The sequence below is a fragment of the Cellvibrio polysaccharolyticus genome, assembly GCF_015182315.1.
GTDB lineage: Bacteria > Pseudomonadota > Gammaproteobacteria > Pseudomonadales > Cellvibrionaceae > Cellvibrio > Cellvibrio polysaccharolyticus.
Genome location: NZ_PRDL01000001.1, coordinates 285,515 through 306,031 on the forward strand (window position 1 = coordinate 285,515; position 20,517 = coordinate 306,031).

The 20,517-nt window shown below is 49.2% G+C and carries 23 protein-coding genes; 15 read left to right on the plus strand and 8 right to left on the minus strand.

Going from position 1 to position 20,517, the window contains the following annotated elements; translation table 11 throughout:
- The 3 genes from fliR to C4F51_RS01305 are packed head-to-tail and all read left to right on the plus strand — an operon-like array spanning position 1 to position 4,026.
- A complete protein-coding gene (fliR, locus tag C4F51_RS01295; protein ID WP_193906458.1) occupies positions 1 to 801 on the plus strand; it encodes a flagellar biosynthetic protein FliR in 801 nt (266 codons plus the stop codon).
- Positions 794 to 1,927, plus strand: coding sequence for a flagellar biosynthesis protein FlhB (flhB, locus tag C4F51_RS01300; protein WP_193906459.1), 1,134 nt, complete (start codon positions 794 to 796; stop codon positions 1,925 to 1,927). The genes fliR and flhB overlap by 8 nt, the downstream gene beginning before the upstream one ends.
- Positions 1,927 to 4,026 carry a flagellar biosynthesis protein FlhA gene (locus C4F51_RS01305; RefSeq protein ID WP_328701281.1) on the plus strand — a complete coding sequence of 700 codons (2,100 nt, stop codon included), beginning with the start codon at positions 1,927 to 1,929 and terminating at the stop codon, positions 4,024 to 4,026. The genes flhB and C4F51_RS01305 overlap by 1 nt, the downstream gene beginning before the upstream one ends.
- A 45-nt stretch (positions 4,027 to 4,071) precedes the next feature.
- Here C4F51_RS01305 and C4F51_RS01310 read toward each other — a convergent pair whose 3' ends face one another.
- Positions 4,072 to 4,407: a PilZ domain-containing protein gene (locus tag C4F51_RS01310; protein WP_193906460.1), complete on the minus strand. Its 336-nt coding sequence runs from the start codon at positions 4,405 to 4,407 to the stop codon at positions 4,072 to 4,074.
- 181 nt (positions 4,408 to 4,588) lie between these two features.
- On the opposite strand from C4F51_RS01310, the gene C4F51_RS01315 reads away from it, so the two are divergent.
- The 11 genes from C4F51_RS01315 (at position 4,589) to C4F51_RS01365 (ending at position 12,707) form a co-directional block, all read left to right on the plus strand.
- On the plus strand, positions 4,589 to 5,734 hold the full coding sequence (locus C4F51_RS01315; protein WP_193906461.1) for a TRAP transporter substrate-binding protein: 1,146 nt from the start codon (positions 4,589 to 4,591) through the stop codon (positions 5,732 to 5,734).
- A 99-nt stretch (positions 5,735 to 5,833) separates the two neighbouring features.
- Positions 5,834 to 6,433, plus strand: a complete 600-nt coding sequence (locus C4F51_RS01320) for a hypothetical protein (RefSeq protein ID WP_193906462.1) — start codon at positions 5,834 to 5,836, stop codon at positions 6,431 to 6,433.
- Between the two features lie 357 nt (positions 6,434 to 6,790).
- Positions 6,791 to 7,552: a GIY-YIG nuclease family protein gene (locus C4F51_RS01325; protein WP_202987584.1), complete on the plus strand. Its 762-nt coding sequence runs from the start codon at positions 6,791 to 6,793 to the stop codon at positions 7,550 to 7,552.
- 96 nt (positions 7,553 to 7,648) lie between these two features.
- Positions 7,649 to 8,452 (plus strand): HNH endonuclease, encoded by an 804-nt coding sequence (locus tag C4F51_RS01330; protein WP_193906464.1) that lies wholly within the window; start codon positions 7,649 to 7,651, stop codon positions 8,450 to 8,452.
- A 289-nt stretch (positions 8,453 to 8,741) separates the two neighbouring features.
- The gene (locus tag C4F51_RS01335) at positions 8,742 to 9,203 is read left to right on the plus strand and encodes an OsmC family protein (RefSeq protein ID WP_193906466.1); all 462 of its coding nucleotides are present in this window, start codon (positions 8,742 to 8,744) and stop codon (positions 9,201 to 9,203) included.
- Positions 9,204 to 9,293: 90 nt separating this feature from the next.
- Positions 9,294 to 9,683: a hypothetical protein gene (locus tag C4F51_RS01340; protein WP_193906468.1), complete on the plus strand. Its 390-nt coding sequence runs from the start codon at positions 9,294 to 9,296 to the stop codon at positions 9,681 to 9,683.
- 128 nt (positions 9,684 to 9,811) lie between these two features.
- The gene (locus C4F51_RS01345; protein ID WP_193906470.1) at positions 9,812 to 10,240 is read left to right on the plus strand and encodes an SRPBCC family protein; all 429 of its coding nucleotides are present in this window, start codon (positions 9,812 to 9,814) and stop codon (positions 10,238 to 10,240) included.
- A gap of 54 nt (positions 10,241 to 10,294) precedes the next feature.
- Entirely contained in the window at positions 10,295 to 10,684 is a 390-nt protein-coding gene (locus C4F51_RS01350; RefSeq protein ID WP_193906471.1) for a DUF3224 domain-containing protein, read from the plus strand.
- A 74-nt stretch (positions 10,685 to 10,758) separates the two neighbouring features.
- Positions 10,759 to 11,574, plus strand: a complete 816-nt coding sequence (locus C4F51_RS01355) for an alpha/beta fold hydrolase (RefSeq protein WP_193906473.1) — start codon at positions 10,759 to 10,761, stop codon at positions 11,572 to 11,574.
- A 45-nt stretch (positions 11,575 to 11,619) separates the two neighbouring features.
- Positions 11,620 to 11,982: a hypothetical protein gene (locus tag C4F51_RS01360; protein WP_193906475.1), complete on the plus strand. Its 363-nt coding sequence runs from the start codon at positions 11,620 to 11,622 to the stop codon at positions 11,980 to 11,982.
- A 266-nt stretch (positions 11,983 to 12,248) separates the two neighbouring features.
- A complete protein-coding gene (locus tag C4F51_RS01365; protein ID WP_193906477.1) occupies positions 12,249 to 12,707 on the plus strand; it encodes an SRPBCC family protein in 459 nt (152 codons plus the stop codon).
- Positions 12,708 to 12,764: 57 nt separating this feature from the next.
- On the opposite strand, the gene C4F51_RS01370 is transcribed toward C4F51_RS01365, so the two are convergent.
- The 3 genes from C4F51_RS01370 to C4F51_RS01380 form a co-directional block, all read right to left on the minus strand.
- A complete protein-coding gene (locus tag C4F51_RS01370; RefSeq protein ID WP_193906479.1) occupies positions 12,765 to 14,207 on the minus strand; it encodes an FG-GAP repeat domain-containing protein in 1,443 nt (480 codons plus the stop codon).
- A 110-nt stretch (positions 14,208 to 14,317) separates the two neighbouring features.
- Positions 14,318 to 14,899: a YceI family protein gene (locus tag C4F51_RS01375; protein WP_407926929.1), complete on the minus strand. Its 582-nt coding sequence runs from the start codon at positions 14,897 to 14,899 to the stop codon at positions 14,318 to 14,320.
- Between the two features lie 322 nt (positions 14,900 to 15,221).
- Entirely contained in the window at positions 15,222 to 16,343 is a 1,122-nt protein-coding gene (locus C4F51_RS01380; RefSeq protein ID WP_328701283.1) for an MBL fold metallo-hydrolase, read from the minus strand.
- A 193-nt stretch (positions 16,344 to 16,536) separates the two neighbouring features.
- Between C4F51_RS01380 and C4F51_RS01385 the strand changes: the two genes are divergently transcribed.
- Positions 16,537 to 17,148, plus strand: coding sequence for a TetR/AcrR family transcriptional regulator (locus C4F51_RS01385; protein WP_193906483.1), 612 nt, complete (start codon positions 16,537 to 16,539; stop codon positions 17,146 to 17,148).
- 8 nt (positions 17,149 to 17,156) lie between these two features.
- Here the strand turns inward: C4F51_RS01385 and C4F51_RS01390 are convergent, their stop codons facing one another.
- From C4F51_RS01390 to C4F51_RS01405, 4 genes are all read right to left on the minus strand, one after another.
- Complete coding sequence (locus C4F51_RS01390; protein WP_193906485.1) at positions 17,157 to 17,708, minus strand: cytochrome b; 552 nt, start codon at positions 17,706 to 17,708, stop codon at positions 17,157 to 17,159.
- A 41-nt stretch (positions 17,709 to 17,749) separates the two neighbouring features.
- Entirely contained in the window at positions 17,750 to 18,151 is a 402-nt protein-coding gene (locus C4F51_RS01395; protein ID WP_193906487.1) for an acyl-CoA thioesterase, read from the minus strand.
- Positions 18,152 to 18,490: 339 nt separating this feature from the next.
- Positions 18,491 to 19,849 (minus strand): TRAP transporter large permease, encoded by a 1,359-nt coding sequence (locus C4F51_RS01400; protein ID WP_193912257.1) that lies wholly within the window; start codon positions 19,847 to 19,849, stop codon positions 18,491 to 18,493.
- 5 nt (positions 19,850 to 19,854) lie between these two features.
- A complete protein-coding gene (locus C4F51_RS01405) occupies positions 19,855 to 20,421 on the minus strand; it encodes a TRAP transporter small permease subunit (RefSeq protein ID WP_193906489.1) in 567 nt (188 codons plus the stop codon).
- Between the last annotated feature and the right edge of the window lie 96 nt (positions 20,422 to 20,517).

A 20,517-nucleotide genomic window follows, 5' to 3' on the forward strand; every position in this document is an offset into this window, starting at 1 on the left:
ATGCAAGCCACCGACCCGCTCTTCCACGCCACTCAGTACCTTAATACACTGCAAATTTACTGGTGGCCGTTCTGTCGCATCCTCGCTTTGTTCAGCATGGCGCCGCTGTTCAACCACAAAGCACTGTCGGTTCGTATTCGCGTGTTACTGGCTTTTGCGCTTACCCTGGTGCTGGGTGCGGCACTGCCTGAACCGCCGTCGGTTAACGTGCTCTCGTTGCAAGGTGTGGTTGCTACCCTTGAACAAATATTATTCGGTGTGTTGCTGGGGTTGATGTTGCAGCTGGTGTTTACCATTTTTATGGTGATCGGCGAAGTCATCTCCACCCAGATGGGCATGAGCATGGCGCGCTATAATGACCCGGTTAACGGCGTCTCGTCATCGTCCATTATTTACCAGCTCTATTTCATTTTGCTGGTGTTTCTGTTTTTCTCCATTGATGGCCATCTGGTTATTGTCAGCGTGGTGTACCAGAGCTTTATCTACTGGCCGATTGGTAGCGGTATTCATTACCTCAGCGTTACCAGTTTTGTGCATTCCATCGCCTGGGTATTTTCGGCGGCGGTGCTGATTACCATCCCGATTGTTTTTTGCATGACGCTGGTGCAATTTTGCTTCGGTTTGTTAAACCGCATTTCCCCGTCGATGAACCTTTTCTCGCTGGGCTTTCCTATTACCATTATGGTCGGGTTGTTATTGATTTTAATAACCCTGCCCAACCTGCCAGATAATTACCTGCACCTGACCCGCGAACTGCTCGATAACATCGGCTTTATTTTACGGGAGGGCCAGAATGTCTGATCAAGGCGGCTCTCAGGAAAAAACAGAAGAAGCATCGGCACACAAGCTGAAGAAAAGCAAAAACGACGGTCAGGTTCCCCGATCGAAAGATCTTGCTACCACCATCTCGTTGTTGGCAACCTTGTTCGCGCTGAAATTTTCGGCGGGTTTTTACTACGAAAACCTGAAGGAAAGCTTTCGCATTTCCTATCTCAATTTTTACCAGAGCGAAGTGAGCAATACCGACCTGGTGTACATGCTGACGCACAACATCGTGTTGTTTATCCAATTGCTGGTACCGCTGTTGATTACCCCGCTATTGGTGGTAGCGCTATCGCTGGTGCCCGGCGGCTGGGTTTTTTCAGCCAAAAATTTCTACCCGAAATTCAGCAAACTCAACCCGATCACCGGCCTTGCCCGTATGGTCGGTGCGCAAAACTGGGCCGAGCTTGCCAAGTCCATCCTGAAAATTTTCGTATTGTTTGTTGTGGCCTGGTTTTTATTTCAGGACGCGGCACCCAAGCTGATCAACTTGCAGCGTACCGATTTGCTCAATGCTATTAGCGGCGCGCTGTCGATGATATTCAACGTCACTGTAACGCTGATGATTGTGTTCGTGCTCTTCTCCTTTATTGATATCCCCTTGCAGCGTTTTTTCTTTCTGAAAAAAATGCGTATGACCAAGCAGGAGCGTAAAGAAGAGGGCAAAAACCAGGAAGGCAAGCCGGAAGTTAAAGCGCGCATCCGACAATTACAGCGGCAAATGGCGCAACGCCAGATCAACCGGGTGATCAAGCAAGCTGATGTTGTCATCGTTAACCCGCAACATTATGCGGTAGCACTGAAATACGATATCAAAAAAGCCCAGGCACCTTATGTATTGGCCAAAGGCACTGACGACATTGCGCTTTACATTCGCAAGCTGGCCATCGCCAACAATCTGGAGATTGTAGAAATGCCGCCGCTGGCGCGTGCCATTTATTTCACCACTCAGGTGAACCAGCAAATTCCCGCACCGCTGTATACCGCGGTTGCCCATGTACTGACCTATGTATTGCAGCTGCGAGCCTACCGTCAGGGGCAGCGCAGCAAACCGCAACTTGCAACCAATTTTAATATTCCCGCCAGTATGGCGAACAGGGCTTGATGATGAACCTATTCCAGCAACTACTGCCAACGTTTCGCAGCGGAAGAATCGGTATCCCGATTCTGATTCTGTCCATTCTGGCGATGATCGTTTTACCTTTGCCGCCGCAAGTTCTGGATATCCTGTTTACCTTCAACATCGCCATGGCGGTGCTGGTACTGCTGGTCAGCGTATCGGCCAAACGGCCACTGGATTTTTCGCTATTTCCTACCGTTATTCTGGTAACCACGCTGCTACGTTTATGTTTGAACGTAGCCTCTACACGTATTGTTTTGCTCGAAGGTCACACAGGTACCGCCGCCGCAGGTAAAGTCATTCAGGCGTTCGGTGAAGTGGCCATTGGGGGCAATTTTATTGTCGGCCTTGTGGTGTTTATGATTTTGATGATCGTTAACTTCATCGTAATCACCAAAGGTGGCGAACGTATTTCCGAAGTAACCGCACGTTTTACTCTGGACGCCTTGCCCGGTAAACAAATGGCGATTGACGCCGACCTGAACGCCGGTGTTATCGGCCAGGAAGAAGCACGTCAGCGCCGTCAGGACGTGGCCAAAGAAGCAGACTTCTATGGTGCAATGGACGGGGCCTCCAAATTTGTTCGCGGCGATGCGATTGCCGGTATTCTGATTCTTATCATCACCCTGTTCGGTGGCTTTGCCATCGGTATGTTTGTGCACGACTTGCCGGCGGGTCTGGCATTCAAACAATACGCCCTGCTATGTATTGGTGACGGTCTGGTTGCACAAATTCCAGCGTTATTACTTTCTACGGCAGCTGCGATTATTGTTACCCGTATTAACGAGTCGTCAGACATTCCCGAGCAGGTGCAGCGCCAGCTGATGGCTTCGCCGCAAACGCTTTACATGGTTGCCGGTATTTTATTTGTGCTGGCGATTATTCCGGGCATGCCGCATTTGGCATTTCTCAGTTTTGCGGCGTTAATCGCTTTTATTGGCTGGTGTGTCGCAAGGTCGGCACCGCCCGCAGAAGCCGCCAGCCTGGACGAAGTGCAGGCTATTGGTAAAGTGATGGAGCAGGAACGCACCCAGCAACTGGGTTGGGAAGACATTCCGCTGGTTGAACGTTTATCCATTTCGCTTGGTTACAAACTGGTAAGCCTGGTTAACGATTCCGCCGGTGCGCCACTCGCGCAACGGGTGCGTGGTGTGCGGCAAACGCTGTCTGAAAATCTCGGCTTTTTATTACCGGAAGTACAAATCCGTGACAGCCTGCGGCTCAAAGCCTCGCAATACAATATCTATATTAATGGCGAGCGTATTGACGGTGCGGAATTACACGCAGACCGTTTAATGGCAATTCCATCTCCGGAACTCTACGGCGAAATTGACGGCATCCTCGGCATGGACCCGGCCTACAATATGCCGGTGGTATGGATTCAACCAGCCGACAAAACCCGTGCGCTCAATCTCGGTTATCAGGTTATTGATTGCGCCAGTGTGGTGGCTACGCACCTGAATAAAATTGTGCGCGCCCATCTGCCGGAAGTGTTCAAACACGATGACGTGGATTATTTAATGCAGCGTCTTACGTTGCAGGCGCCCAAGCTGGCCGAGGCCTTGAAAGCGCAACTGAGCTTTACCCAGCAGCATCGCGTTTACCGGCAGTTGTTACAGGAAGAAGTGTCGCTGCGGGATATCGTCGGCATCGCCACAGCGCTGGTAGAGGGTAGTGAATCCACTAAAGATCCGATTCTATTGGCATCCGATGTGCGCTACGCACTGCGCCGTAACATTGTTGCCAGCATTGCTGGCGATCGTAATGAAATTGCGGTGTTTGTATTGGAAAATGCGCTGGAAAATACCTTGCTCAGCGCCTTGAGCATCGCCCAGCAGGCGGGCCCGGTCAGTCTGGATAATATTCCGGTGGAGCCAAACTTGCTCAACCAGTTACAAAATTCCATGCCGGTCGTCAAAGAAAAACTGCGTAAGGAAGGTCACCCGCCGATTCTTACCGTAGTGCCGCAACTGCGTCCGTTGCTTGCCCGTTATGCCCGGGTATTCAGCCCCGGTTTGCACGTGCTGTCGCAAAACGAAATTCCCGATAAAGTCGGTGTAAATATTCTTGGCAGCCTGGGTTAATGACCCGGCTGCCACTTTGGTAATGGCCGCCTTCTGATCAAACCATCAGGTGATGCGGCCGTTGCGCAAACTGCTCACCCAGTTAACAAAATCCGGTGATGGTGCTGCCAGGGTAAAGCCGCTTTCTACATGGCCGGTTTTCTCGTTCTCCCGCGACCACAGGCACACCACATCAATATCAATCTTGCGCATATGGCCGTCTTTATCGCGGGTTTTCAGTTGCAACGCCGCTGTACTGTCCACTTCCAACAACACATCCCCCAATAATTTCAGGCCGGTTTCAGAGATGTCTCCCACATAACCGATCAGGCGTTTATTGGCGCGGTTGCTCACCTTGATGCGAAAAATCGAACGAAAGGTAATACGGCTATGCTGGCGCATGGATACAGACCTTCTTTCAAGCGTAATCGGGTTAACGTACTGGATGCTGGCGCGTAAGATAACTTATTTGAAGCGACCAACAAACCGTAAACATTAAATCAGGCGTAATTCCCACTCGCTGCTATCTGCTATTATCTGGCGCTTGCCAACCGGCTTTTTCAATTCTCCGGACTATAACAATATGCCTTCTCCTCGCCCCATTAACTGGTATCCGCCGGTTATTCTGCTGCTGGTCGCACTGCTGGTGCTGGTTTTCTCCCTGCTGGTGATAGAAAAAGCCGGAGAACGGGGCGGCCTGTCGGTATCCGGTGAAGAAACTTCTCAAACCCGCTACCGCTGGAGTCTGGTCACCACCTGGCCGAAAAATTTCCCGGTGCTCGGCACCAGCGTAGAAACCTTTGCCCGTCAGGTAGAAGTGATGAGCGCGGGCCGCCTGGTTATACATGTCTATGGCGCTAACGAAATTGTGCCAGCCAACGGCGTATTTGATGCGGTATCGGCGGGCAGCGTGGAAATGGGTCACGCCGCTTCCTACTATTGGCGAGGCAAGGTTCCCGCCGCGCAATTTTTTACCACCATTCCTTTCGGTATGAACGCACAGGAAAGTAACGGCTGGTTATTCCACGGTGGCGGTCTGGAATTATGGCGGGAAGTCTATGCGCCTTTTAACCTGGTACCTTATCCGGGCGGCAACACCGGCGTGCAAATGGCTGGCTGGTTCAACCGCGACATCAACAGCGTTAATGATTTGCGCGGTTTGAAAATGCGCATCCCCGGCATGGCTGGTGAAATTTTTAACCGCGCCGGTGGTAGTGCGGTGAATATCCCAGGTGGTGAGTTGTACACTGCGCTGCAAACCGGCGTGATAGACGCCGCCGAATGGGTTGGCCCTATTAACGACCTCACCTTCGGCTTCCCGCAAATTGCCCGCAACTATTATTACCCCGGCTGGCAGGAACCCGGTTCAACGCTGGAATTTTTAATTAACAAAACCGCCTGGGAATCCCTGCCGAAAGATTTGCAATCCATGGTAGAAGCCGCCATGCGCAGCATGAACCAGGACATGCTGGACCAATTCACCGCTGGCAATATGGTTGCCCTGCAACAAATCAAAGACCGCGGCGTCAACGTACGCCGCTTCCCGGACGACGTTATCCAACGCTTCTACGACATCAGCCAGCAAGTCTACGCCGAACAAGCCGCCGCCGACCCGCTATTCAAAAAAGTCTACGAATCCTACAGCGAATTTCAGGAACGCATCCGCGCTTATAACGACATTTCGGAGTTGGATTATTTTAAAGTCCGGGATGCTGTTGATCCACAGTAGGTGTCTTCAAAAAATTAACAGAACCGCGATTCAATGGCATTGCTCTCTCGTGCCAATATGGATTGTTTTATCAATTTTTTATGAAAGGAGTATTTGTTTTTGAAAAAGGAGTTAATTATCGTTTTGTTTGGTGCAGTATTAGGTGGGGCATCTACATTTGGATTTGATGTTCTTAAATCAAAGTATATGAAACTTGATGATCCGCTATCTGATGGAGTTAGGGAGTTAACAAGTATTAGTAAAGAATTAGTGCTAGAGCAAAGTGCCCTAAATGGATATTTGAATGATCTGGTTACTAACGTAAACGTTCCGCAAGAAATAAAAGTAGAAATCAATCAAATAGAAAATAGAGTAAACAATTTCCTTCAAGTGGCAGCTGCATTTGAAGAGAGATCTAGAACAGTAGTCGGTATCACGAAATCTTTTGAAGAAATAAATAAAAACAGAGTATATAACGCAGATGCCGATCTTGTTTTGGCAAATGGTCAAGCCGTAACGCTGTGTGGTAACGAAAATACTTTAGCTGTGGATGCTAGTGGCAAGTTTTCTATTCGCCTAAATGGGAGTGCACATTATCCATCGGTAGGATCAGAATTTCATTTTTCTTCCCCGTCAGGCAGAAGTATGATTAGCTATTTAGGAAAAACTTACGAGCGGTATAAATTTAGGGTTGTTTGTGTGGCAGAAATTAAGAAATAAAGGTTATTGGCAGTAATTTTATTTCTGCCGATTTTTATTGCCTGTCGCTGGCCTAAAGCTTTTCTTATTTAATGAGATGCCAGCCCCTTCACTCCAAAGGCTGCATGCAATATGCTCCGAAAGAAAGTCTCTTCTTACGAAGTATTAGCCAATACGCTAGCCAGATAGGACATATCCTTTACTAGCGTGTTGACGCCAAAGGCCGGGCCCCGTAATTTGACGGAAACTCTGAGTGAGATGTGTATCCGGAGGAACGGCCTTGGAGGCCACCATTAAAATTTTACGCATAAGGTCAGTATGGACATACATCTCAATGACATTCTCACGTTTGAGAATCCCAAGGATCATAAAATTCACTTGGCCAACTGGAATGGAGAGATGCATCCGCTTGACGTATTTGTGCGAGATAAAGAAGAGTGGAAGGGCTGGAATTCCTGGCGAAGTGAGAAGGATGATTTTAATCGACGATATATATTCAGCCTTATGGACTATTACCACGAACCAAATGAATGGCTATTCGGTGGAGTCTATGAGATTGTCGCCCGATTAGGAACCACTCGAAGCAAGGGTTACGAAGTGGCCCTTACTGATCAGTTTTCCCCATATATTGGCAGGCTTAAGCTGCATTGGAAAAGATCAGGACGAGCAAAGTCTCGGAAACTCGAAAATTATCTGGAAGAGTTCCGAGTTTCTGAAATCCTTCGTGAAGAATATACTGGAGCTCTATTCTGTGGTTATGAAAGGATCAATCATGATTTTCACGTCCTAGAGAATATCTTTCAAACGTCCAAGCCAGATTGGCGAGCGGCTTTGCTCAACGTGAAAGGGGTTTATCTCATCATGGATAAGAGTAATGGGAAGAAGTATGTAGGATCAGCCTACGGCACTACTGGAATTTGGTCTAGGTGGCATTGCTACATTTGTAATGGTCACGGACACAACGACGAACTCACCAAGTTAATAAAGGAAAAGGGTAAGGAGTACGCTCGCAAAAATTTCCGATTTTCCCTACTTGAATATAGACCTATGAAAACGGATGACGCTGAGATTTTTGCTCGGGAAAGTTATTGGAAAGAAGCTCTACTTAGTCGTGGTGAGTTTGGCTACAACAAAAACTAATGCGTAACAAAGCGCTGCTGTCGGACAACTTTTTCGCAGCGCTCCAAAATTGCCGTAGAGCGCGGCGTTAGCTCTTACAAGAATTAGAGTGCGAACATGGAATTGAGTAAACCACAGGATTTATTTTCTCTTGTATCTGGAGACACAGTTTCAAAGAGAAATCTATTTGACCTAATCCAGTACTCCAAGGTTGAGTCTTCACCATATTGGTCGAGTTCTGAGTTCGCAATTGGTAATACGCCTCAGCAAGGCATAAACTGGATTGGAGAGTTACCATTCGTAAAAGCCGTAATTATCAAAACCCGCCCGGGTTCATATGAAGAGGACGGCTGGTCTGATGATAATAAATTGGCATTTCATTACTCATTCAAAGCAAGGAATGGGAACGTAAATTTTAAAGAAAAAGCCAACAATGTTCTAATCAAACAACCACAGCATCTTTATCCTATTCTCCTGTTCACAGAGTCAAAGGCGGGATGGCACTATGAAGGTTCCTTTTCTGTTGCCGAAATTGAAGATAAATTTGTTGTCCTCGCTCGGAAAGGTTCATCAATTGAGGATGCGATTCATAATCAAGATGAGGCGGTATATCAAGAGGGTGAGCGGCGTTACGTAACCCATTTGATTGCAGAAAGAAGTAGTGCTGTTGTTTCTGCGGTAAAGAGCTCTAGCTCATGGGTTTGCGAAATATGTTCAATGGATTTTCATGATAAATATGGAGTTAAGTATATTGAGGCTCACCACAAAATGCCAATTTCTACTTATTCAGCAAAGTACACCATCAAGCCACACGATTTAGCGCTCCTTTGCCCTAACTGCCATAGAGCAGTCCATATACATATGAAGAATAGTGGTCTTGAATATGATGAAATCATCAAAATTTTGACTCCAACAAGCTAACAATCACATTTTGCTGGACTGGTGATCTTGTCCCGATAAAACAGGCACCCAAGTAAAACCGGCGAAGCGTTCAATGTCGAGATATACAAAGTGTAGAAAATAATAATAAATGGCGACTATTAAACTAAATAGTACGGCTGTGTTTGCTGGATTTTGTTCGAGTTAAAGCAGTTCCAATATGCTCTGTATACGTTTTATTCACGGGCTATCAGGATAGTGAAGCGGCGCTGGCCTCCAGCCGGCTCCTCGTCTTTGTGGCGGTTGTTAAGTGAATTAAGGAATGAATCATATGTATTCTGCAAAAATTGTTTGGAGCAGCGACGGCACAGATTTTAGATCGGGAAAATACAGTCGGGAACATTCGTGGAGTTTTGATGGCGGTGTTGAGGTAAAAGCTTCAAGTTCACCTCATGTTGTTCCGCTTCCATTCTCTGTTGAGCATGCCATTGACCCCGAAGAGGCGTTTGTTGCCTCTCTTTCAAGTTGCCACATGTTGTGGTTTTTATCTATTGCGGCAAAAAAAGGTTTTTCCGTTATGTCATATACAGATGAATCATCCGGCATCATGGGGAAAAATGGTGAAGGGAAAGTAGCAATGCTTTCAGTAACCTTAAGACCCGAAGTTAAATTTACAGGCGCAAATCAACCATCATTCGATGTTATCAAAAGTATGCATGAAGCTTCACACGCAGAATGCTTTATTGCGTCATCAGTAAAGACAAAAATTTTGTGCGAACCAGTATTCGCTTAAAAAAGCCAATAAACGGGTGGTTTTTAGGTATTATTCTTTCTCCCCCTTTTTAACACTTATCAAGTTATTGCTACTTTGAAAGGAAATTACATGAAATTAATGTCTGTTATTCCCATGGCTTTATTAGTTATGTTGCCTTTGGCGTCAAATGCGGCTGATAAAGCTTGCCTTATTGAGGGGAAATTTTCTTTCATGGGGCAAACCATACACTCCAAAGATTGCGTGCAATCTGACCCGAAGGAAAGTGAAGCCGCGTTCAAGGGCTCTTGCGAAGCCTTGGCGAATATGTCGGTTCAGATGGGTGGTGAAGCCGGAAAAATTGATTATATGGAGCAATGTCCTCTACCCGCACAGGGTGTTTGCAAGGGTATGATGGGAACCAAAAGAGATGCTTACTACTACGCCCGCTCAGAAAGCGACTTGAGCACCCTGCCCGCAAGTTGTGGCCAGTTGGGAGGAACCTGGAGCAGCGCTGACTAGCTAATGGTTATTCAGCCGCAAAGCGCACTAACCCTCAGCCTTTGCGGCCCTTCTCTAAATAGGCTTTACATCATGCTCTTCTGTTGGAATTGATAAAAATAATATAAAAAATAGGAGTAACAACGATCATGGCAAATATTGAACATATCCAGTATATAAAAGCACCTGTTGAAAAGGTCTACGAAATTCTTACCACTGAACGTGGATTAGCGGAAGTGTGGACCCGTGAGCTGGCCTTTGTTGCGCAGACAGGTGCTGTAAACGAATTCAGGTTTGGCGAGGAATCGCCAACAAAGATGGAAATTACAGCGTTGACGTCAAACAAAAGAATGGTTTGGCGCTGCGTCGATTCAGACCCGGAATGGATAGGAACCCATATCAGTTTTGATCTGAATGAAAAAGACGGAAAAACATCGGTTATTCTCCGGCATACAGACTGGCGCGAAGTCACGGAATTTTATCGTTTCTGTAACTACAATTGGGCGATCTTTCTATTGAGTTTGAAACAGTACTGCGAAGAAGGCACCGGAATTCCTTTTCATATTCGCAAGTTTTAGGCATGGCAGCGACCTGATCAGGTTTTAAATTACTCATCCAAACAAGGGATTAAAATGAAAGCTTCCGGAGAATTTCAAGTCAAACTGCAACCTATGGACTCCTATGCCAAAGGCACTGAAGGTATAAATATAGGGCGCATGTCTATTGATAAAACCTTTTCGGGTGATCTGGTAGCAACAAGCCAGGGTGAAATGCTTAGCGCTATGACAACCGTAAAAGGTTCAGCCGGTTACGTTGCCATCGAACAGGTCAGCGGCTCTTTGTCCGGCAAACAAGGCAGCTTCGTGCTGCAACACTTCGGCACCATGAACCAGGGTAAGGATCGTCTGGTACTGGAAGTGATTCCTGATTCAGGCTCTGGCGAACTAAAAGGTCTTTCGGGAAAAATGCTTATCAAAATAGAGAATGGAAAGCATTTCTATGAGTTCGATTACGAAATCTAAAAATGCTGAGTTTTTAACTTTCTGTTATGAGTCATCCATCGTCCAATTTGTAATGCCAGTGATACGGAGATCTTATGAAAATTGCAGTTCTACTGGTTACTTTGTTATTTTCCTTTACCGCTCAGTCAGCGATAAAAACCGCAAATATAGCCGGTTATTCGATTGAGTATGAAGTTATTGGTAATGGGAAAGAGGTCATTCTTCTTGAAGCCGGTGGTGGCGGTGGATTGGCAGACTGGGACGAAATCCCGGCATTGCTTTCAAAATCTGCCACTGTTATTCGTTATTCCAGAGTGGGTAATGGAAACTCCAGTAAGCCTGAAATTCTTTTTGTTGTGGAGGACTACGTAAAACACCTGAAGGCTTTGCTTGATCATATTGGTGTAGAGCGCATCATATATGTTGCGCATTCATACGGTGGTAGCGTTGCCAGAGTGTTTGCCGCTACCTATCCCGAGCGCGTGGAAGGATTGCTGTTGGTTGATGCCTCATCAGAACATGATGTGGATATTGTGCGAGCTATTGATCTTGAACAGGGAAACAAAGAGATTGAGGCGATCAAGTTGGCCGATATCAAGGGCGGCAAGAGTTACCATATCGTAGACTTCTGGGCAAAATTTCCATTGCCGGATTATCCCGAAATTAAAGATATCCCGGTTACAGCGATTGCCAGTGTAAAGCGTTACGAAGAGCCGGAACATCTTTTTCATTCCGATAAAGGTCGGGAGATGTGGGGAGAACTTTGGACGAAGTGGGCAGAAGCCTTTCCACAAGGAAAAGCCGTTCTTACCACCAAAAGCCATCATTTGATTCCTCAGGAAGAGCCCGATCTGGTTATCAAAGAAGCTAATGAGCTTATTGAAAGAGTTCGCGTCAACAAAGAAATATGATTGACGCCACTTTGCGAAACGGTCTAATTCAGGATCAGGTGAGCAATGAAACCCATACTTCCAAACTTTGAGCACCGGGATCAGCCCGTTTTACCTCAACAGCAGTTCCTGCTGCGGTTGGCAAACAGCGGGCTGATTGTCGTTGTAGTTATTTGCGTATCACTCTTCATCGGCATGCTGGGTTATCGTACGCTCGAAGGTCTAAGCTGGATTGACGCTTTTCTCAATGCGGCTATGTTGCTGGGAGGGATGGGGCCGGTGGATGCGCCAGTCAGCTTTGGTGGAAAAATTTTTGCCGGTCTTTATTCACTTTACTGTGGGCTGATTGTTATTTTTGTGGCAGGCATTATTCTCGCGCCAGTCGCACACCGATTTTTGCACAGGTTCCACATGGATGACCAACAGTAAAAAGGATGAATCCGCTCCTGCGTTGCGCTGAATGATTTTCTGAAGCATGGCCAATTTTTTAGAGAAGTTCATGGCATCGCTGCTGCACACGTCCGGAAACGGCCTTTAAAATTGCAGGCCAATCTCGGACTTGCGGCAAGCATTTAATATTTATCATTAGCGTGTCGATTTTGCGAGTTTCCGTTCGACTATCAGTAAGGAGCAACGTTATTTCCGGATAACTGACTCCGTTACACCAACCAACGGATGAATATGAGGAGACTGTTATGGCAAATGAACCAGGTACCGTGCGGTTACATCGTGTTTTGAGAGCACCAGCAGCGCGCATTTATAAAGCGTTTACCGATAAAAGCGCTCTGGAACGCTGGCTTCCGCCGTTCGGCTTTACCGGCACCGTTCACGAGATTGATGTGCGGGTGGGCGGTGGCTACCGGATGTCCTTTACCAACTTTGGCAGCGGCAGCAGTCATGCATTTACGGCTGAGTATACCGAGCTGGTGCAGGGCAAAAGCATTCGCCACATAGACCGCTTTGAAGACGTGAATCTGCCCGGTGAAATTCTGGTGTCGATTGATTTAAAACCGGTATCTTGCGGAACGGAAATTCATATTATTCAGGAAGGCATCCCGGCGGTAATTCCCGTCGAAATGTGTTACCTGGGTTGGCAAGAGTCGCTTGAGCAACTTGTCCGATTGGTTGAGCCGGATATTCCAGATAATGCGTGATGGAAGTTTCTTCCAGTCATTTCACGCGTGAATACCCGCTTCACTTAATAGCAATAACTACCTGGGTTGCATAATCAACAAGTGCACCCGATTACGCGTTTCTTCGGAATCGTGGTTATCAAACGGCAGAATAATATCGTCGAGGCCGTCGCCGTTGATGTCCATGATTTTTACGCGAGAGCCGTCGTTGGGTAGTGCGGTGGCGTAGCGGGTGCCCTGGGTTTCGAAGAGACGGCGTTTGCCGCTCGGAATAACGTGCAAGCGATCTTTGCCTTCGCCGATGATCAAATTTTTGTGCGGGTCGCCGTCCAGGCTGCCGGCGCCGAATAAGGGCATGTCGAGGCTGGCGCGGCTGATGCTGACTTGTGCGGTGGCTTTGTGGGTGTGGTCGGGCTTGCTGTTGAAGTTGCGATTTTCGTCCATTAGGTAAAATTGCATTTCAATGGTGGCGTTACCGCTGAGCAGGGCGCGGATTACCGAGCCAACGCCAAACTGCGCACCCGGTGTGTAAAAATCTTTGCGACCATCGCCATTGATATCGGCAAATACCGGTTCAAACTGCATGCCTTTGGTGCTGATGACAGCATCCGCATCGGCGTTGTATTGCAGGGTGGATTCGCCTTTTTTGCCGTAGTGAATGCGGTAGCTGGTATTCACTTCAATGGCATCGTGAAATTCTTCACGGCGAATAACGATATCCGGTATGCCATCGCCGTCCAGATCCATAATGTCGTGCAGGTGATTAATTTCCAGACCGGCAAAGTTGCGCCCTTCGCCGCCGCGAATGCGGCTTTCCTGATCCAGTGATAAATGCATGGCCGGTTTTATATTTTCCGGCGTTGTGGCAAATGCTCCCTCAGCTTGTTGCAAGAACACTTGCAAGCGGCCATCGCGCAGAAATACCAGATCGGTTTTACCATCCTGATTGAAATCTACCGGCCATACGCGGCGCGGGTGAAAACGCGGCGTCTCTTCAAAGGTTTGTACCTGCACCGGTAATTTCAGCTTGCTGTGTTTGAAGCCTTCGGCGGCGGGCGCATAAACATGCACATGGTGAAAATCCGGAACGACAAACACCGATTGTTGTTCATTCAGGTTAACCACAAAATTCAGCTGACGTATGCGGGTCTGGTCCGTCAGCGTGTACAGCGAAGGCGTTTCCAGCAGCGATACAAAACGGTTGTTAGCGCGATCGTAGCGGCGAATATCTTTGTCTGTCAGGATAACCAGCGCGTCCCCTTCGCTTGTTACCAGGCGGGAAAAAAATTGGGCATTATCCGGCAGTGTGATGGCGTTTGACGAGAAGTCGTGCAGGTCAATCAGGCTCAGCCAGCGCTCATTGGTGGCATGGCCGGAGACGGCGAGAAATTGATCAAACCGTTCAACGTCGCCATTGGCCGGGTGATTCAACGGAATATTTTTCAGAATAAAACTGGCGCTGGCCAGCTGGGGAATCAGGCTTGCAAGAACAAGTGCGGTGGTTGCGATGAATGCTTTCATACGGGATCATTTCCAACACAGAGAATATCCGAAGAACAACAATCACCTTTTAATAAAAAAGGAAGCTGCAAGAGCTTCCTTTTTTATACAGCAGAAAAGGTAATGACAGCTTATTGCTTGATACCTTCAACATGCAACTTCAATTTTACGCTTTGTGAAGCTGGGCCGAGATCCTGCTTGATATTGAAGTCTTTCAAACGGATTTCGGTTTCGCCTTCAAAACCTACGCGGTAACCGCCCCATGGGTCTTTACCTTCACCGATTTTGTCCACTTCAATAGTGACGCTTTTGGTTACGCCGTTCAGTGTCAGGTCGCCGATGATGTCAAACTCTTCGCCATCGTCCTGTACGATTTTGGTACTGACAAATGTTGCAGTGGGGAATTTGGCTACGTTGAGGAAATCATCACTGCGCAAATGCTTGTCACGCTCGGCGTGGTTGCTGTCTACGCTGTTGGTGTTGATGGTAACGTTGATTTTGCTTGCGGCTACATCTTTCGGGTCGTAATTGAATTCACCACTGAACTCATTAAAACGGCCGGTCAGCCAGCTGTAACCCAGATGCTGAATTTCAAAATTGATGGAAGCGTGTGCGCCTTTGGTATCAATGACGTACTTGTCAGCCATTGCAGGCAAACTGGCAAGGGCAACCGAACCAAGAACCAGACCCAGTAACGTTTTTTTCATGCTCATCTCCTGATGAATTATCGACATCAATGGACATTGTGTCCTGTTTGTAAACATTGCTGTTCATTTCCGAACAGGCTTTGGCATTCTCACCCGCTACGGTTATGGGCAGCGGGTAATGCAGAAATGCAATGATACCGTGCAGACCTGCGGATTTGACCGCCATCTGCGCCGGGAGTTCATGAATTGAACCTGCAAGATCAACGCCATTCAGTCGGGCAGCATACCACCGGAAAGATTATTGCTGGCGTTTTTGACAAGCCGTCTATCGCATTGAGATTAGCAGAGACTCAATGCGACATCCGGTTATATTTGGCGGAAATGACACTCAGGGCTGCGCGGTGGTTTGCGGTTCGGCGGTAGCGGCGAGGTTTTTCGCCAACACCGCTGCCGGCATCAATTCGCGCCACCAGCTGCTGTTATTAACCGGCATGGCGGCAACCTGTTCGGCCAACCCGCTTAACGACAAGGGCTGACCAAATTGAGGTGCTAATAAGGTCACATCGGATTGCAGCGCGGCGCTTGATACCCGCTCCAGCGGGTCGTACCAGGTGTGGAAGGCGAGAGAAAAGGTGCCGTTGTGAATCGGGATCATCATCTTGCCTTGCAGATCCTGATGCGCCGTTACGCTTTCTTCCGGCGTCATGTGTACGCTCGGCCAGTCGGCATCGTAGGCGCCGGTTTCAATAAAGGTAATATCAAACGGGCCGTATTTATTGCCGATGTCCTTGAAGCCGGTAAAGTATCCCGAGTCACCACTGAAATACACAGCGCCTGCCGGTGTTCTAACCACCCACGAACCCCACAGGGTATTGTTGCTATCGCCAAGGCCGCGCCCGGAAAAATGTTGCGTTGGCGTAAAGGCAACCAGCGTTTCTCCGGTTTGCCATTCCTGCCACCAGTCAAAAGTAGTCATTACCGCAGCGTCTATGCCCCAGCGCTGCAGGTCTTTATCGACGCCGAGCGGCACAAAAAACTCGCCGGTTTTGCTGGCGAGTTTCTGCACGCTGGTTTTGTCCAGATGGTCGTAATGGTTATGGGAAATCAGTACCCGGGCGATGGGCGGTAATTCATCAATGCTGATCGGCGTTTGGTGAAAACGTTTCGGGCCGAGAAAGGAAAAGGGCGAAGCGCGCTCGGAAAACACCGGATCAAACAACCAGTACTCCCCCAGCACTTTCATCAGCACCGAGGAATGGCCCAGCTTGATCAGATGGATGTCATCGTTGGTCAAAGCATCCAGTTGCGCGCGCGTAACGGCTTGTACGGGCAAGCTGTGTACGGGAAATTTGTCGGGCGCCGCTTCGGTAAAAAAGCGTTTGAAAATATGCAGCGTTTTAACAAAGCCGGGCTGCTCAAACTCATGCTCATTCAAAAACTTGCCTTCATGAAAGCGGCTGGATTGGCTGAGGCTTTCGGTATCGACACTGGCTTTAAGATCGCTGTTCACCACGCTTGCTCCTGCTATCAGTATTGCGAGGCCGGTTAGTGCCCACATTGAAATTTTGGTTATCCGTCGCATAGCTCTGTCCTGAATATAAACTACACCGTGCAGTTTACATATGCTTTGTGAAAAGTAAACTGTGCCGTGCAGTTTTTTCAAGTTAGGGCTAGAATACCCGTTCACATCGCAGGGTGATTCGATGAAACTCACAGATAAAAAACGCTTACAGATTCTCGATGCCGCTGAAACGCTGTTTTACAGCCAGGGCGTGGAGCAAACCAGCATGGACCAGCTGGCGTTGGAGGCGAAAGTATCCAAGCGCACCGTGTACAACCACTTCGCCACCAAGGAATTGTTGTTTCAGGCGATATTGGTGCGGATGTTCGAGCGCTTGTCGCAAAGCCAGATAATCACCTTCGACCCTGCCCGCTCGTTAGACGAACAATTGCAGAAGATCGCCGAAGATGAAGTGGCAATGCTGGGTTCAGAAGCGTTTTTGCGGATTGCCAAAGTAGCTATTTTGCAGGTGATGCAGCAACCGGAGCTGGCCAAAAATATCAGCGAATATGCGCCCGGTTGCCAGCGTTATCTGGAGCAGTTTCTACGCGATGCCTGCGCGGCAAAGGAACTGGATATCGCCGATATTACCTTCGCCACCAAACAATTTATCTATCAGTTCAAGGCGTTCGTATTTTATCCGGCGTTATTCGGCATGATCAGCACCACGGCTGAAGAACGGCAAAAGCTGGTAAAGGAAACGGTGGCGATGTTTATGGCCCGCTACCGCCACCCGGACAAAGCATCCCGTTAAAGCCGGTTTTACTTTTTAACCGGCTTCAGCATTCTTACCAGAGTGCGATCGCGCACCACAAAATGATGCACCAGCGCCGCCAGGCCATGCACGCCAGCCAGCAGCACCATCGCCCAGGCGGCGATTTCATGGATAGAACCCGCAAGATCAACACCATCTGCGCCCAGCTGCACCGTTACCGGAAAACTGATCAAACCAAACAGGCTGGCGGCTTTACCGTCGGCAGTAGTAATCAAATAACCGGTCGCCACCAGCACCGCAATCAAAATATAAAATACGTATTTGATCAATTGCGCACCCGCCACCGCGAGCGGCTTCTGGCCCGGTAAAACCTCCGGCTTGGGGTTAACGCCTCGCCACACCACGCGCAGCACCGTAAGCAAAAACAGGATCAGGCCGAGGCTGATATGTAACGACGGTGCCTTGTGGTACATATCGTCGTAATAACTGAGATCGACCATATAAATACCCAGCCCGAACAGGCCGACAATCAGCAGCGCGCTGACCCAATGCAAAATAATGGAAAGCAGGCCGTAACCGACGGCGGAATCCTTGAGCATGATGACACTCCGGTATTAATGACATTCACGGTACATTGTGGTTATCGGCCAGGCACCGGACGGGTGCGGCCGTTTTCATCAATCGCCACGTAGACGAATTCGCCTTCGGTGACTTTGGCGACATGAGAAGAATGCGGGATTCTGATCCAGACTTCAATCAGCAAACGGATGGAGGTGCGGCCGATATCCACCACCGATGCATAGCAACTGACGGTAGCGCCCACCGGCACAGGACGCAAAAAAGACATGCTGCCCGCCGCTACCGTTGTTACGCGCCCACAAGCAATATCCTGCGCATGAATGGCACCGGCGATATCCATCTGCGACATCAGCCAGCCGCCAAAAATATCGCCATAAGGATTGGTATCTGCCGGCATCGACAGGGTTTGTAGCGTCAGTTCACCGGTGGGGCGCGGGTCATCATCGGGATGTAAAAACGACATGGGCAAGACTCTCTATCGAGGTCGAGGAAAGGGGTTTTTAATCAGTATAGGTGCAGGTGACTGGATCCTCCGGATCAGCACAATATGAGTTTGTTATTAGACCCTGTATTCCAAAACCTGTGATGATTGGCCGGCTCCGCTTGCGGATGTTCATGCGTTTTTGGAACAAGTGTCCTAATGACAAACGGACAGAGAGGCACTGCTTGTAAAACCCAAACAAAAACCCCCATCCAAACTTTGCACTTTGCACTTTGCACTTTGCACTTTGCACTTTGCACTTTGCACTTTGCACTTTGCACTTTGCACTTTAACGACAGGGCCATGTGGAAAGCCTCAGCGCTATTGAAGGCTCAAACCCGTCACCAACTCCGGCCAGATCGCCAACACCACCAGCAGCAACAATTGCATCACGATAAACGGAAAAACACCGCGATAAATCGCACCGGTCGGCACACTCGCGGGCGCCACACCGCGCAGGTAAAACAGCGCAAAACCAAACGGCGGCGTCAGGAAAGACGTCTGCAAATTCACCGCGATCATAATACCCAGCCAGATAGGATCCACGCCCATCATCATCAACACCGGGGCAACAATCGGCACCACCACAAAGGTGATCTCGATAAAATCGAGGATAAAACCCAACACAAAAATCATCACCATCACCACCAGCATCGCGGTAAACACCCCGCCTGGCAGTTGCGAAAAGAAAGTATGCACCAGCTCCTCGCCGCCGAAACCGCGAAACACCAGTGAAAACAGCGAAGCACCGATCAGGATGGTGAAAATCATCGCGCTCACCCGGGTGGTACTGCGCATCACCTCCAGCAGCCGCGACATAGTCAATTGCCGTTTCCACAACGCCAGCAAGCTGGCACCCAGCGCACCGACACCGGCGGCCTCGGTGGGGGTGGCCGAACCGGTAAGAATGGAGCCCAGCACCAGCGCAATCAACAGCAACACCGGCAGCAAACTGGCCAGCAGGCGCAGCGGTGCCACCCGTTCTTCGGTAATGGCGGGTGGCACCAGCGAAGGGCGGAAGCGACCGCAAAAAATCACGTAGGCCAGATAAAAAACCACCAGCATCAAACCCGGGATAATCGCCGCGACGAACAAATCGCCCACGGAAATAGTGCGCGGGTTGTAAATATGTTGGCTGAGTTGCGCCTGTTGATAGGCGCTGGAAAGCACATCGCCCAGTAACACCAGCGCGATAGACGGCGGGATAATTTGCCCGAGCGTGCCGGTTGCACACAAAGTACCTGTGGCAAAGGCGGGCGAGTAGCCACGGCGCAGCATAGTCGGCAACGAGATGAGCCCCATGGTCACCACCGTTGCACCGACGATGCCGGTGCTTGCGGCCAGTAACGCGCCGACCAGCACCACGGAAATACCCAGCCCGCCGGGCATGCGACCACAGGCCTTGCTCATATTCTCCAACAGCTCTTCGGCCAGCCGCGATTTTTCGAGCATTACGCCCATAAAAACGAACAGCGGCACCGCTACCAGGGTGTAATTGTTAATGATGCCGTAGAGACGACTGGGGAAAGTTTTTAGCAAGTTTGCATCGAAAATGCCGGTAACTATACCGAAACCGGCAAAAATCAGCGCGACACCTGCCAGCGTAAAAGCCACCGGATAACCGATCATCAACGCCAGACAGATAACCGCAAACATCCACAGTGGCATCAGCTCAATCAATAAACTCATTGTGCTGCCTCACTGTCTGCGGCTTCGTTAGCGGCATCGGTCATGTTCATCAGGACCAGTGTGTTGCGCAAAATTTCTGCCACCGCTTGCAGGGACAGGTTAACTGCCATGAGGGGAATGAGCGTTTTCAGCCAGTAAACCATGCTCAGGCCGCCGGAGTCGGTGGAGCCTTCGCGAATGCGCCAGGCACTGCTGACGAATTCGATGCTGATAAAACCGATAAAAATGCTGACCGGCAGCAACAGCAACAACGCGCCGAGGCTGTTGATCCACGCCCGGGTGCGCGGTGTGAAACGGCGGTAGAGAATGTCTACCCGCACATGAGCGCCGTATTGCAAGGCGTAAGCGGTGCCGAGCAGAAAAACAGCGGCGTGCATGTAGGTAACGGATTCTTGCAGGGCGATGGAGCCGATATCAAAGCCGCGCCGCAGAATCACCACAATGCAGGTCGCCAGCACCATCAGTAGCGTCAGCCAGGCAACGGATTTGCCGAGGGTCGCGGTGAGGTTGTCGAGCTGGCGCAGGAGAAATAACAGTCGCGGCGCGCGCGGGTAATCGGCCATGGTGCCGGCAACTCCGTTATTGTGGTTATGTTGGGTGGCAATGATAGCGCAATTCCGACGGCCGTTTGTCGGGCGATCGGTGAAGGAAGCGACGAG

Excerpts from the sequence above, each read along its gene's own strand:
- C4F51_RS01350 (WP_193906471.1), top strand. The coding sequence starts at position 10,295 with ATGAAAGCTTCCGGAGAATTTCAAGTCAAACTGCAACCTATGGACTCC.
- C4F51_RS01375 (WP_407926929.1), bottom strand. The coding sequence starts at position 14,899 with ATGAGCATGAAAAAAACGTTACTGGGTCTGGTTCTTGGTTCGGTTGCC.
- C4F51_RS01315 (WP_193906461.1), top strand. The coding sequence starts at position 4,589 with ATGCCTTCTCCTCGCCCCATTAACTGGTATCCGCCGGTTATTCTGCTG.
- flhB (WP_193906459.1), top strand. The coding sequence starts at position 794 with ATGTCTGATCAAGGCGGCTCTCAGGAAAAAACAGAAGAAGCATCGGCA.
- C4F51_RS01390 (WP_193906485.1), bottom strand. The coding sequence starts at position 17,708 with ATGCTCAAGGATTCCGCCGTCGGTTACGGCCTGCTTTCCATTATTTTG.
- C4F51_RS01345 (WP_193906470.1), top strand. The coding sequence starts at position 9,812 with ATGGCAAATATTGAACATATCCAGTATATAAAAGCACCTGTTGAAAAG.
- C4F51_RS01355 (WP_193906473.1), top strand. The coding sequence starts at position 10,759 with ATGAAAATTGCAGTTCTACTGGTTACTTTGTTATTTTCCTTTACCGCT.
- C4F51_RS01385 (WP_193906483.1), top strand. The coding sequence starts at position 16,537 with ATGAAACTCACAGATAAAAAACGCTTACAGATTCTCGATGCCGCTGAA.
- C4F51_RS01335 (WP_193906466.1), top strand. The coding sequence starts at position 8,742 with ATGTATTCTGCAAAAATTGTTTGGAGCAGCGACGGCACAGATTTTAGA.
- C4F51_RS01310 (WP_193906460.1), bottom strand. The coding sequence starts at position 4,407 with ATGCGCCAGCATAGCCGTATTACCTTTCGTTCGATTTTTCGCATCAAG.
- C4F51_RS01365 (WP_193906477.1), top strand. The coding sequence starts at position 12,249 with ATGGCAAATGAACCAGGTACCGTGCGGTTACATCGTGTTTTGAGAGCA.
- C4F51_RS01305 (WP_328701281.1), top strand. The coding sequence starts at position 1,927 with ATGATGAACCTATTCCAGCAACTACTGCCAACGTTTCGCAGCGGAAGA.
- C4F51_RS01340 (WP_193906468.1), top strand. The coding sequence starts at position 9,294 with ATGAAATTAATGTCTGTTATTCCCATGGCTTTATTAGTTATGTTGCCT.
- C4F51_RS01405 (WP_193906489.1), bottom strand. The coding sequence starts at position 20,421 with ATGGCCGATTACCCGCGCGCGCCGCGACTGTTATTTCTCCTGCGCCAG.
- C4F51_RS01330 (WP_193906464.1), top strand. The coding sequence starts at position 7,649 with ATGGAATTGAGTAAACCACAGGATTTATTTTCTCTTGTATCTGGAGAC.
- C4F51_RS01360 (WP_193906475.1), top strand. The coding sequence starts at position 11,620 with ATGAAACCCATACTTCCAAACTTTGAGCACCGGGATCAGCCCGTTTTA.
- C4F51_RS01370 (WP_193906479.1), bottom strand. The coding sequence starts at position 14,207 with ATGAAAGCATTCATCGCAACCACCGCACTTGTTCTTGCAAGCCTGATT.
- C4F51_RS01395 (WP_193906487.1), bottom strand. The coding sequence starts at position 18,151 with ATGTCGTTTTTACATCCCGATGATGACCCGCGCCCCACCGGTGAACTG.
- fliR (WP_193906458.1), top strand. The coding sequence starts at position 1 with ATGCAAGCCACCGACCCGCTCTTCCACGCCACTCAGTACCTTAATACA.